The organism is Haloferax sp. Atlit-12N, assembly GCF_003383095.1.
GTDB lineage: Archaea > Halobacteriota > Halobacteria > Halobacteriales > Haloferacaceae > Haloferax.
Genome location: NZ_PSYW01000001.1, coordinates 423532 through 435151, shown reverse-complemented (window position 1 = coordinate 435151; position 11620 = coordinate 423532). Strand labels below are relative to the sequence as shown.

11 protein-coding genes, 1 tRNA gene and 1 other RNA gene are annotated in these 11620 nt (G+C 66.4%); 4 read left to right on the top strand and 9 right to left on the bottom strand.

Annotation, left to right across the window (positions count from 1 at the left end):
- The first annotated feature begins 37 nt into the window (after positions 1-37).
- Positions 38-451: a hypothetical protein gene (locus C5B90_RS02305; protein WP_058828209.1), complete on the top strand. Its 414-nt coding sequence runs from the start codon at positions 38-40 to the stop codon at positions 449-451.
- A gap of 148 nt (positions 452-599) precedes the next feature.
- Positions 600-911: signal recognition particle sRNA (ffs, locus tag C5B90_RS02300), an RNA gene on the top strand.
- A 178-nt stretch (positions 912-1089) separates the two neighbouring features.
- On the opposite strand, the gene C5B90_RS02295 is transcribed toward ffs, so the two are convergent.
- From C5B90_RS02295 to C5B90_RS02255, 9 genes are all read right to left on the bottom strand, one after another.
- The gene (locus tag C5B90_RS02295; protein ID WP_115878785.1) at positions 1090-1359 is read right to left on the bottom strand and encodes a twin-arginine translocase TatA/TatE family subunit; all 270 of its coding nucleotides are present in this window, start codon (positions 1357-1359) and stop codon (positions 1090-1092) included.
- Between the two features lie 158 nt (positions 1360-1517).
- Positions 1518-1588: transfer RNA gene (locus C5B90_RS02290), tRNA-Gly, on the bottom strand.
- Positions 1589-1765: 177 nt separating this feature from the next.
- Complete coding sequence (locus C5B90_RS02285) at positions 1766-2965, bottom strand: DUF4382 domain-containing protein (RefSeq protein WP_115878783.1); 1200 nt, start codon at positions 2963-2965, stop codon at positions 1766-1768.
- A gap of 122 nt (positions 2966-3087) precedes the next feature.
- Positions 3088-4116 (bottom strand): NAD(P)/FAD-dependent oxidoreductase, encoded by a 1029-nt coding sequence (locus tag C5B90_RS02280; RefSeq protein WP_115878781.1) that lies wholly within the window; start codon positions 4114-4116, stop codon positions 3088-3090.
- Between the two features lie 118 nt (positions 4117-4234).
- Positions 4235-4903, bottom strand: a complete 669-nt coding sequence (locus tag C5B90_RS02275) for a class I SAM-dependent methyltransferase (protein WP_115878779.1) — start codon at positions 4901-4903, stop codon at positions 4235-4237.
- A gap of 87 nt (positions 4904-4990) precedes the next feature.
- Complete coding sequence (locus C5B90_RS02270) at positions 4991-7117, bottom strand: type II secretion system F family protein (protein ID WP_115878777.1); 2127 nt, start codon at positions 7115-7117, stop codon at positions 4991-4993.
- Position 7118: 1 nt separating this feature from the next.
- Positions 7119-8813, bottom strand: a complete 1695-nt coding sequence (locus tag C5B90_RS02265; RefSeq protein WP_115878775.1) for a type II/IV secretion system ATPase subunit — start codon at positions 8811-8813, stop codon at positions 7119-7121.
- A gap of 102 nt (positions 8814-8915) precedes the next feature.
- Positions 8916-9413 carry a hypothetical protein gene (locus C5B90_RS02260; RefSeq protein ID WP_115878773.1) on the bottom strand — a complete coding sequence of 166 codons (498 nt, stop codon included), beginning with the start codon at positions 9411-9413 and terminating at the stop codon, positions 8916-8918.
- 111 nt (positions 9414-9524) lie between these two features.
- A complete protein-coding gene (locus tag C5B90_RS02255; protein WP_115878771.1) occupies positions 9525-9893 on the bottom strand; it encodes a cupin domain-containing protein in 369 nt (122 codons plus the stop codon).
- Between the two features lie 150 nt (positions 9894-10043).
- Here C5B90_RS02255 and C5B90_RS02250 point away from each other — a divergent pair, with 150 nt between their 5' ends.
- Complete coding sequence (locus C5B90_RS02250) at positions 10044-10517, top strand: DUF5793 family protein (RefSeq protein WP_115878769.1); 474 nt, start codon at positions 10044-10046, stop codon at positions 10515-10517.
- Positions 10518-10639: 122 nt separating this feature from the next.
- Positions 10640-11266: a uracil-DNA glycosylase family protein gene (locus tag C5B90_RS02245; protein ID WP_115878767.1), complete on the top strand. Its 627-nt coding sequence runs from the start codon at positions 10640-10642 to the stop codon at positions 11264-11266.
- Positions 11267-11620: the final 354 nt, after the last annotated feature.

The window sequence follows — 11620 nt, the reverse complement described above, 5'->3', positions numbered from 1 at the left end:
CAAACCGTTTATCAGTCGGTCGCCCGAACGACCGGCCATGGACGCCGAACGCCTCGCGCCAACGGTCGGAATCGTCGGCGCGCTGCTCCTCGCAATCGCCGTCGCGATTCCCGCCGTCGCCATCGAGGGTGGGGACGGACAGGTGGCCGCCTACTACGCCGCGGGTCCGGTCGGTATCTCCTTTGTCGGGATGCTCGCCCTCCTCGAAACGGTTGTCTTCCTCTCGGGCAGACAGGAGCGGACCGACCCGGCGACGGCCGCCGGACTCGCCTTTGTCCTCTCGCTTTCGATGCTCGGAATCGCCGCGCTGTGGTCGTTCTCTATCGACCCGACGCTCCTGTTTAGCTTCGACCAGCAGTACTCGTGGCTCACGTACCACCGCTGGTCGGTCGTGGCCGCCGCGTTCGTCACGTTCGTCGGCGGCGCGTGGTACGCCCGCGGCGTCTTGTAAGCCGGCGTCGGCGGTGCCGGTATCGATGCCCGTGCTGACTCGTTTTCTCGCGCCGCGCTCCCGACCCCGCGTCGAATCACCCCGACGGTGTCCCCCGATTTTCCCGCATCCGAGTCGAAAGGCCCTTAACAGTCGGTGGACAATGAGGGAGTGGACTAGGTCGGGCAGTTAGGCCCTGCTCTCTACCCGCGAAATAGGTCTTTAGCGGGGACCGAACACGGGCGCGTCCGGTCAGACCGGCGCGGGCCCCGGAAGCCAACGTAGAAACCTCGTCCTTCGGGGACAGCGGCTCCGCGTACCCCTTCCGCAGGGAAGGGTTCGCGCGGTTCATCGGTGGTACCCCGCCAGGCGCGGAAGCGAGCAGCGGACCATCGGACGTGCGTCGCTCGAGGGATCGCGGGGTGGAGGAGGCAACCGGGATTCCCCACGTCGGAACGCCGGGCAACCTCGCTGTCCACCCATTCATACCTCATCGAAATCACTCGCAGACCGGCCGGTCTCTCGGCCGTTAATTCGACGCTCCGACGCGTCTACTCCGTATTTTGACTGTCGTCACTTACTGCGCGAGCGACCGGTGACTGTCAGCACTCGGCGAACTGAAATACCGCACAAGGGGTCTGTTTCCCCGGGGGAGACGCTTACTGTTTGTTCTCGGCTTCCGTCTCGGTCGCTTCGGCCTCAGCCTCGGTCTCGTCTTCTTCGTCGTCGTCCTCGCCTTCCTCTGCGCCCTTCTTCAGTTCGTCTTCGATCTCCTCGCGGCCGCGGCGGAACTCGCCCATGGCCTGTCCCGACGACCGGGCCAGTTGGGGGAGTTTGTTCGCGCCGAACAGGAGGACGATGATGAGCAGGACGATGAGCAGTTCTGGGCCGCCCGGGAGTCCGGGGAACAGCGGAATGGAATCCAGCATTACGTTCGGTTACGTTCGGGGGGAAGATAAGAGAGACGGTCCGGGATTTCGACCTGAAGTCGCCGTAGTCCGCGTGTTTCGAGACTCGTGGGCGTTCGCCCGGGACAACGCGGGCGAGCGTCGGAGCCGTGGCTCGACGGGAAGTGGTTCGGAGAAGATGCACCGGCTGGGAATCGAACCCAGATAATTGGCTTGGAAGGCCAATGTCTTACCATTAGACCACCGGTGCTCATTTCATTCGCACCGTGTATCGACGGACTCCGTCCGTCTCAACACCAGTGCTCGCTCGCTTCACTCGCACGCACCGAGCCTCGGCCTCGCTTCGCTCGGCCGAGACACCGATGCGCGCGAACGTCGCGTCTATCCCTTCATTCTCGACGCCCCAATAAGGATGTTACCTTTTCGGTCAGGCGACGAGGGAGGTCGATTCGCCGCCCTCGGCGGGGTTGTCGGGGGCGCTCCCGAGGAACTCGAACTCGAACTCCGTCTCGGCCTCGGTCTCCCCGTCGACGACGACCACCGTCACGTCTCGCTCGTCGGGGATGGTGACGCCTAACTCACCGTCGGCGTCAGTCGTGCCGGCGACTTCCTCGTTTATCATCACCGTCGCGTTCTCCACCGGCGTCCCGTTCCGCGTGACGACGACCGTCACGTTCTCGCCGGCGGAGACGTTCCCGTCGAAGCTCACGGTGAGGTCGCTCTCGGCGTCGGTTTCGGCGCGTTCGCCGTCGTCGGTCTCGCTCTCGCCCGCTTCGACTTCGGCGTTCGCGTCAGCCTCAGCTTCGGCTTCCGCCTCTGCTTTCTTCTCCGCGCCGACCTTCGTAATCGGCACGTCCGTTCCCGACTCGCTCACGACGGGCTTGAGGATGTACTTCCCGCTGTTGCCCGCTTTGAACGCCGTGATGTCGAAGACGAAGTCCACGGACTCGCCATTGCCGACTTCGAAGTCCGTGTTGAGCTGGAGCTTGTTACTGGGGAGCTTCACGTTGACCTGTTCGCCGGTCTTCAGCGTCCCGTTCACGTCGCTCACGTGCACGAAGACCTTCGTGTAGTTCCCTTCGGGCACGCCGTACTCGCCGACGAGGCTCGCGTTGTCGCCCTGCAGTTCGGTCAGGTCGACGGTCACGTTGTCGACCTCGTAGGCGACTCTCGACTCGCCTTCGGCCACGTCGGTGTCGTTCACGTCGACCGATTCTTCGACTTCGGCGTCGGCATCGGCGTCAGCATCAGCGTCGACCGACCCGTTGGTCGAGACGGACGTGCTCGTCGCGTTGGCTTCGAGTTCGACCTCGACGCTCGCGTTCGCCTCCGCGTCGGCGTCCGTGTCGTTTTCCGACTCGGATTCCGCGTCGTCGGCTTCAGCTTCCGCTTCGGCCTCGGACTCGGCGTCGCCGCTCGCGCGGATGAGCGTCACGCGTTCGATAGTGACGTTGAGGTGTTCGAAGTCGGCGATGGCGTTCTGCTCGTCGCTCACGTAGAAGTTCACGGTCCCCGTCCGGGCAGTGTCGCCGTCGGACGACGCGGTCGTCGTCGCGTCGGCGGTCCCGTCGGTCTGCGCCTCGGTCATCGTGCCGGTCCCGCCCGCACATCCGGCCAGTACGACCATTAGTGCGAGCAAGACAGTCGCAAGTCCAGTACGTTTCATCGTGAGAGACCGTACTGGCCGAGAGAACTTTAGAAGGGTGTTCGTACGCCTCGGTTTTCACCGAATTTCGCCGAATTACGGCCTCAGTCGTCCGCGTGGGACTCGTTGAACCGCTTCGCCTTGTCGAGCAGTCCGGGGGAGATGCCGGGCACGTCGTCGACGCTCACTGCGCCCTCGGCGCGAATCTCGTCGAGGCTCTTGGGGAACTCGCGGAGTTCCATGTGGATGGCGATGCCGGCCTTCGCGCCCTTGCCCATCGCCACCGGAATCTGGTTGTGACCGGGGGTGATGTCGCCGACCGCGAACACGCCGTCGACGCTGGTTCGGCCGTGGTCGTCCACCGGGACCGTCCCATCGTCGTTGAGCTCCACGTCGAGCGCCTCGAACAGCGTCGTGGTGTAGTTCGAGCCGTACATCGCGAAGCCGCCTTTGTACTCGCGGACGGTGCCGTCTTCGAACTCGAAGCTCTCCAGCCAGCCGTCGTCGCGCTTCGTCATGCCCGAAATCTCCGCTTCGACGATGTCGACGGGGTGCGCGCGGACGAGTTCGTCCGTCTCGTCGGACCACGTCGGCTCGTCGCCGCGGAGCAGCAGGTCCACCTCGTCGGTGAAGTTGAGCATTATCATGGCGACGTAGGCCGCGGAGTCCGAGTGGCCCATCACGTACACCGACTCGTCGACGAACATGTAGGCGTCGCAGTGGAGGCAGTAGTGCAGGCCCTTTCCGGTGCGGGGAAGCGGCGGGTCGGGTCGCTCGTCGTTGAAGCCGACGCCGAGGACGACGCGGTCGGCGACGAACTCGCCCTCGTTGCCGACGAGGCGGAACCGGCCGTCGTCCAACTGCTCCGCGTCGGTGACGAAGTCGCGGTGGATGTCGGTCCCGTAGTCTTCGAGTTGCCCGCGCGCGGTTTCGAGGAACTCGTTGCCGGAGACGTCCTCGGTGACGCCGATGACGTTGTGCGTGTCGAGCATCATGGCCGCACGGCCGCCGCCGCGGTCCACGAGCGCGGTGTCGTGGCCCAGTCGCGTCGTGTAGAGCGCGGTCTGGAGGCCCGCGGGGCCGCCGCCCACGACGACAACCTCGTACTCCAGTGGTTCGTCGGTCTCAGTCATACACGGAGATTCGTCGCGGCGCTCTTAAGCCCACATCACCTGTGCGCGGCCAGTATCCACCCGGAACGTGTTAGCAACTAACACGCTTCTGCCCGACGCCCGAAACCGTCCGCGACGCTCAGCGCCCGTGAGGCTCAGCGCCCGCGACGACAGCGTAGCAGTTCCCGCTGGACACCGTCGATTCGACGACTTCGAGGTCGCTCGCGTCGAGGTCGGCGTCGAACTCGTCGGGCGCGTAAATGTGGTAAAAGCGGGGGACCGTCTCGCCGCCGGGGAGCGTCCAATCGACCGTCGTGTCGAACCCGTCCTCGCGGTCGAACGTGTCGTGGGCGGTGCTCCACGCGCTGACGACCGCGCGACCGTCGGCGTCGAGCACGCGCGCGAGTTCGTTCAGGCTCGCCACGCGCGCCGCCCGCGGCGCGAGGTGGTGAATCGTCGCCACGTACACCGCGAGGTCGAAGGCGTCGTCGGCGAAGGGGAGCCGTGAGGCGTCGCCCTGCACGAGTCCGGCGTCGAAGCCGCGTTCCGCCGCCCGCGCGACCGCCTCGTCGAGCAGGCCGCGACTCACGTCGAGGCCGACGACCCCGTCGGCGTGCGCGGAGAGGAGTTCCACGTGCCGGCCGTTGCCGCAACCGAGGTCGAGCGCGCGGGTCGCCGGTCCCGACTCGGTCGCGTCGGCGACGAACGACTCGACTTCGGGCCACGGGTACTCGCGGGTCGACGCGAAGTGCGACGCGATGCGGTCGTACGTCTCGCGGACCCCGTCTCGGGGTTCGTCTCCGTCCATGCCGGTCGGTCGAGGCGGTGAGACAAAGACCGCACGGGTCGCGGGTGCGCCGGGGGCTCCGGTCGCGGGCGGCGGGCGGCGCGGAGCTTAGATGAACATGAACGTTACGTAGGTGATGACGAGCAGGACGGCGGCGTGTTTGACGCCGTCGGCGACCTGACCTTCCCCGAGCTGTCCGGCGATGAGCCCCGAGCAGAGCCCCTGAATCGCCGTGACGTGGAAGAACAACAGCGTGTAGGAGGCCGTGTTCACGTCGCGCAGGCCGGAGAACGCGCCGGAGGTGACGCCCGCGACCTCGCCGGAGCCGATGGCACCGGTGCTGGCCTGCTCGACCGCCGGGATGAACGACACCGTCAGCGCGGCGACGATGCCGAGGAAGACGAGAAACGAGATGTAGATGACGAGGAGGTAGGTGACCATCTCCTGATTCCGTTCGCGGGCGAGGCGGCGGCTGTCTTGGGCCTCGTTGGCCGCGATGCGGAGGACGGGCGCGAGGTCGCCGCTCGCGCTCATCGCGTTGGTGATGAGCGTCACCGACCGCGACACCATCGGACTCGTCGTCCGGCGGTCCATCCGCCGGAGCGCGGTCTGGGCGTCGGCCCCCCAGTCGATGTCGCGGACGGCGCGTTCGACCTCGTCGCCGAGCGGGCCGAGGTCGGACGCCGACACCCGGCGAAGGCTCTGGACGACTGTCAGCCCGGCCTCGTTGACGCTGGCGAGACGGTCGAGGAAGTCGGGCATGCTCCGCTCGATGGCCCGAATCCGGCGCTTCCGAAGCTCGTGGAACGCCGAGACGACGACGAGCGAGCCGATTGCGGCCTCCACGACGTGTTGGTCCACCGCGTCGGCGACGCCGAGAAGCGTCGGGTCGGCGGGGAACGTGGTCCGCAGAGCGACCCAGACGAGCCCCAGCGGGACGGTGAGCGCGAGCGTGGCGAGCGGGTGGCGGCCGAGTGTTTCGAGCGGGCGGTCGAACCAGCCGCGAATCGCGCGGAGCCGGTCGTAGACGGCGAGCCGCTCGCGGTTCGCGCGCCACGGGTCGCCTCGGGCGTCGGTCTCGCCGCCGTCGGTCGCCGGAGCCGAACCGATGCCGCCGGTCGCGTCGATGCGCCGAGCCGACTCGGCCGTGGTCTCCGCGTCATCGTCGGCGACCGCCGCGCCCCGGAGCGACTCGGTGATGCTGTCGATGTAGACGACGAAGCCGAAACTCGCCAGCGGGATGCCGACGTAGCCGACGATTCGGATGAGCGTCAGCGTGTCCGCGAGGACGAGACCGATGACGACGAGGACGGTGATGAAAAACAGCGGCCCGGCGACGAGGACGGTGACGTACACCTCGGCGAACGTCGAAAGCAGGTCGAGGTACTGCTGTTGTTGGGCCTCCGCCTCCGCCTGAAACCGCTCGTACTGCTCTTGGAGGAACGACGAGAGGTTGCGGCCGCTTCCGAGGACGCTGGCGAGGTTCTCGGCGAACTCTTCGAGGCTCGGGCTCGGGGTCCGCGTGGCCATCGTCTGGAGGGCGGTGAGCACGTCGGTGCCGAAGGCGTCCATGTCGCGGACGACGATACTGACCTCGCGCGCCGCCTCGCCGTAGATGGCCTCGTTTCGGGCCAGCGTCTCCAACACCTGCGGGAACGGCATCCCCGACCGCGACAGCGCGAAGACGAACGCGACCGTCCGCGGGAGCGTCGCCTCGATTTCCGACGAGCGGGTTCGGGCGCGCTCGGTGAGGACGTACCACCGACCCCAGTAGACGCCGAGCGCAAGAAGCGCCCCGAGCGTCGCGCTCGAAAGCAAAAGCGCGAGGAACAGGTCGCGGAGCGGGAGCGCCTGAATGCTCGTGAGGCCGCCGAGGAAGCCGAGGGCGGACGGAAGAACTTCGCGAATCGTCTCGGACTGAACGGCGAGCGTTTCGAGCGTCACGGCGGCGAGGTAGACGCCGAAGACGCTCCCGGCGACGCCGAAGACCGCCGCCATGAGGAGCGTCCGCGAGGCGTACACCCGGTGGGTGACGCTCACGTGCGCCGCCCGCAATCGGTTGCGCTGTTCCCTTCGACGGGGGTTCTCGTTGGCGACGTAGAAGCCGAAGACGGAGAGCGAGACCCGCGAGACGAGGAGGTCGGCCGCGCGGCTCACCGGCGACAGGACGACGGGGAGGACGAGGAGGACAGCGAGGGCGAGGGGAAGCAGATACAGGTACTGCGCGGCGGCCATCTCAGGCCTCCGTGCCGGCGTCGACGATGTCCTCGTCGGCCTCGACGCGCCGCATCACGTCTTCCGAGTCCGCGTAGTACTCGTTGATGAGCGCGGTAAAGCGCCGGTAGTCGGAGACGTCCTTGTCGAGGAGGTACCGGAGGAACGTCTCGCGGCGCCGGAGTTCGCGTCGGAGTTCGGTCCGCGACCAGCCGTTCTCGCGCTGGATTTCGGTGAGCAGCGAGCTGTCGTTCCGGCTGAACGTGTCGGTTTCGGGCTCCCACGCGAACGCCGACGAGTAGTCGAGTTCGCCGGTCCGCTGGTCGATGTCGCCGATTTCGCCGATGGTCTGCGAGCGGCGGACGCGCTCGCCGTCGTGGCGGGTGAGCGTCTGGACGCACAGCAGGTCGAGCGACTGCACCATCGCGCGCGGGACGTTGATGGGCTCGTTTTCGAGGCGGTTGATGACCGTCTCGATGCTGTCTGCGTGCATCGTCGAGAACGTCGTGTGGCCCGTGTTCATCGCCTGAAACAGCGTCACGGCCTCGTCGCCGCGGACCTCGCCGACGATGATGTACTCGGGGCGATGCCGGAGCGCCGAGCGAAGCAGGTCGTACATCGAGATGTCGGTCCCCTCGTGGAGTCGCTCGCGGGTGACAGACGACAGCCAGTTGTCGTGGTAGAGCGCGAGTTCGCGGGTGTCCTCGATGGACAGCACCTTCGACCGCGGCGGGACGAACATCGACACCGCGTTCATCGAGGTGGTCTTCCCCGAGGCGGTGCCGCCCGCGAAGATGAGGCTCTTGTTGTGTTCGATGCAGAGCCACAAATAGGCCATCTGCTCGATGGAGAACGTGCCGTAGCGCACGAGGTCGATGGGCGTGAACGGTTCTTCGGCGTAGAGGCGGATGGTGAACGCGGACCCGCGCGGCGTGACCTCCTCGCCGAGAGCCAACTCGGCGCGCGCGCCGTTCGGGAGCGTCGTCCCGAGGACGGGGTCGCCGACGCTGATGTGCTGGCCGGAGCGCTGAGCGAGGCGGATGACGAAGTTATCGAGTTCCTCGGCCTCGAACGAGACGTTCGTGGCGATGTCGGTGTACTCGTCGTGGTAGACGAAAAGCGGCAGGTCGTAGCCGTCACACGAGATGTCCTCGATGTGCGGGTCCTTCATCAGCGGGTCCAGGCGACCGTAGCCGTGGAAGTCGCGCCGGAGGTAGTACAACAGCGTGTAGAAGGTGTTCATGTCGAGTTCCAGCCCGTACTGTTCGAGAAGCGACTGGAGCTCTTCGACGAGCGCCGACTCGGTTCGTGGGTCCGTCTCGCGGCGGTACAAAAGCGGGTCGCGCACGTCGGTACGGACGCGTTCGAGCAGGGCCGCCTCGAACCCGTCGAGGTCGGGTTCGACGGTGTGGTACTGGTGGGCGGTCGCGTCCGTGTCGTAGGTGACGACGACGTAGGCGAAGGGGGCGTTCACCCAGTAACGCTCGACTTCCTCGTGGCCCTCGGGAATCTCGTAGGTCCCGAGCGGCGTGTCGTCGGGCGAAAGCGGGAGCACGTCGAGGTTCGACCCCCGCAGCATCTCCGCGGTCCGGCGCAGGAGCCGTCGGGTCTCGGCGGTCGCGGCGTCGAACTCCCCGTCGGCGAGGAGTCTCAACACCCCCCGGTCCACCGGCGGGTCGTGCGTCGCCTTCGTCTCGTTCGTCGTATCTCGTGCCATCGTCACCCGGTTGGTTGGTCGGGAGGTATGGTGGGTTGGAACTTAAAAGGTCCGCGCGGGAGACTGTCACTCAGCGAGAACGACCCGGTCCACGGCTCGCGTTCAGGTCCGGTCGACCGTCAGGAGCACGCCGGCGAGAACGAGCGAGATGACGACGCCGAGCGGGAGCGGAATGCCCGGGAGGCCGCGCGTCACGAGCAGGTACGTCGCCGCGGCGAGGACGACGCCGACGACGCCGAGGAGGCCGCCGAGGACCCGAACGGGGTCGACCGGGCCGGCTTCGACCCGCTCGTCGCGCAGGTAGTAGACGATGGAGAACAGGACCGCGAGCGCGAGGACGGCCGCGCCGACGACCCACGCCTGATAGGCGACGGCGACGGTCTGTCCCGACTGGAGCGAGAGCGCGGACAGCGGGCTTCTGACCGCGACGCGACTGGAGAGTCCCCACGCGAACTGAATCTCGGCGAAGGGAAACCGAACGAAGAGCAGGCTCACGCCCGAGAGATTCGGCGTGTACGTGACGTTCCACGGGAGGAGCGCGCAGAGCCACGTCGAGACGACGGCCAGCGCACCCGCGTGTTCGGAGCGGACCCAGACCATAGGACAATCGCACGGGCTGACAGGTAAAAACTACCGACAGTCCGGGGCGCGTCGGCCGACGGCGGAGTCGCGGGCGACACCCGCGAGGGGAGCACTCAGGAGAGTCATTCCTCAGGAGAGTCGTTCGGGGTCGCCGTGAGTCAGGTCGCTCTCCTCGGCGTCGCCGGTGTTGAGCGTCTCGGTCGGTTCGACGAGAAGCACTTCGGTCGGTTCGAGCGCCACGGGTCGGTGTTCGACGCCGCGGGGGACCACGAGGAGGTCGCCCGGCCCGAGTTCCGCGTCGTCGCGGTCGCGGAACTCGATTCGGAGCCGTCCGTCGCGGACGAGAAACAGCTCGTCGGTCTCGTCGTGGGCGTGCCAGACGAACTCGCCGTCGAGCTTCGCGACCTTCACCGCGTAGTCGTTCAGCTCTGCGGCGATTCGCGGGGCCCACGTCTCGTCGAACGACGCGAAGTTCTCGTCGAGGTTGACGGGTTCCATGCGGTTCGCTCGCGGCGGCGGCCGATAACGGTTGTGACGAGCGGGCGTCGAGCGGGCGCCGAACCGGCGTAATCAGCCGGTTTCGACGCCGGAAGCGTGGTTCCGGCGGCGTCACGTTAATAGGCAGCGCAGTACAACCAACGGTACGGAATGCGGCGTGACTACTTCGAACTCGATGTCCGCGATGTCGATTGGTACGAGGACGACGGCGACCCCCGCCAACCGACGGTATCTATCGACTTCTACGGCCCGGCCGAGGAGCTTCGGTCGCGGTTCCTCTCGACCAGCGGCGACGTGCTCGCCGCGGAGGAACTGGACGTCTCCTTTCGGCTGCAAGACTCCGTCGACGACTCTGACGCCCGCGGCGTCGTGAGCGTGACGGACCGACTCACCGGGGACTACGTCCTCGAACTCAACGCTCGCGCCGACGACGTGCTGGACTTCATCCGCGCGGCCCGCGAGTACGGACGCGTCGCGGGCGACGACGAGGGCCGCTACCGCGTCGACGTGGCCATCGAGGGCGACCACTTCGAGACCTTCGAGAAATCGACGTTCCTCGTCTACGACGGCGACGGAACGCTCCTGCGGAGCCAGAGCCTCATCCCCTCGGGCGTCGAACTCTGAGCGGGGGCTCGCCGGCCGACGGCGCGGACGACGTTCTCTCTCGATGCGTTCCTCACGCTCGTTCGTGTACGATATCGGGGCGAACCACGTATTCTTTACCGACCGCACCCACAGAGAGTAGCGTGAGAAACGTAACCGACCGCACGAGAAATCCGTTCGACATGCGACCGTCGTGTGACCGGTTCGTCCCCGGCTACGGCGACGCCAACGCCGACTTCCACGTCATCGGCGACCATCCCGGCGTCCACGGGGGCATCGAGACTGGCATCCCCTTTTCGGGGGAGGCGGGCGACAAACTGTTCGCGGCGCTCGAAGACGGCGAACTGCTGGCCGAGGCCGGCGACGAACCGACCGTCAACAGCACGTTCTTGTCGTACCTGCACATGTGCGTGCCGGACGGGACGCCGTCGGCGGCCGACTACACCGACATGGAGCGCTTTTTCGACGCGGAACTCCGTGCCATCGCCGCGCACGTCCTCCTGCCGGTCGGCGCGGTGGCGACCAAGCACGTGCTGAACAACTACACGTCCGTCGGCTGGAAGACCGACGTGGACATGGAGGAACTCCACGGCGAGGAACTCCGCGGGAGCGGCTTTCTCGTGTTGCCCATCAAGGACCCCGCCGAGTGGGACGACGGCGACCACGACGAACTCGTCGCCGGCCTGCTGGAGCTACAGTCGACCGACTTCCGCCGCGAGTCAGACCTCGGCCGCTTCATGCCCGGAGCGGACCCGTATCTGGTCAGATAGCCTATTTTCGGCCGTATTCGACCGTCGTCCACGTATTCGATAGATTCTTCACGATTCTGGCGTCCGTTCGTCCAGTAACAACCATGAAGGTTATCATATGTTCAGTTGATACGGCTATATGGCTCACATAAGAGCATATTTATCCAGTCGTTCTGGAGGCCGTGGTTCTAATTGGCGATAACAAAGGACTTTTTACAACTAGTGTCTAACGTGGTGTTGACGCGCGTGGTTCGATTCACTTCCGCCGGGCGCGTCAGGCAGCTGTGAGACTGGTGCTCCTCACAGTGGCTTGGTCAGTCCGGGGACCTGCGCTCGGCCGCGGTCCCCGCTCTTAACTCAGACACGAGCGATAGC

Bases quoted from the DNA above. Each gene is read 5' to 3' on its own strand.
- C5B90_RS02305 (WP_058828209.1), top strand. From the start codon at position 38: ATGGACGCCGAACGCCTCGCGCCAACGGTCGGAATCGTCGGCGCGCTG.
- C5B90_RS02295 (WP_115878785.1), bottom strand. From the start codon at position 1,359: ATGCTGGATTCCATTCCGCTGTTCCCCGGACTCCCGGGCGGCCCAGAA.
- C5B90_RS02265 (WP_115878775.1), bottom strand. From the start codon at position 8,813: ATGGCACGAGATACGACGAACGAGACGAAGGCGACGCACGACCCGCCG.
- C5B90_RS02285 (WP_115878783.1), bottom strand. From the start codon at position 2,965: ATGGTCGTACTGGCCGGATGTGCGGGCGGGACCGGCACGATGACCGAG.
- C5B90_RS02270 (WP_115878777.1), bottom strand. From the start codon at position 7,117: ATGGCCGCCGCGCAGTACCTGTATCTGCTTCCCCTCGCCCTCGCTGTC.
- C5B90_RS02260 (WP_115878773.1), bottom strand. From the start codon at position 9,413: ATGGTCTGGGTCCGCTCCGAACACGCGGGTGCGCTGGCCGTCGTCTCG.
- C5B90_RS02250 (WP_115878769.1), top strand. From the start codon at position 10,044: ATGCGGCGTGACTACTTCGAACTCGATGTCCGCGATGTCGATTGGTAC.
- C5B90_RS02275 (WP_115878779.1), bottom strand. From the start codon at position 4,903: ATGGACGGAGACGAACCCCGAGACGGGGTCCGCGAGACGTACGACCGC.
- C5B90_RS02280 (WP_115878781.1), bottom strand. From the start codon at position 4,116: ATGACTGAGACCGACGAACCACTGGAGTACGAGGTTGTCGTCGTGGGC.
- C5B90_RS02255 (WP_115878771.1), bottom strand. From the start codon at position 9,893: ATGGAACCCGTCAACCTCGACGAGAACTTCGCGTCGTTCGACGAGACG.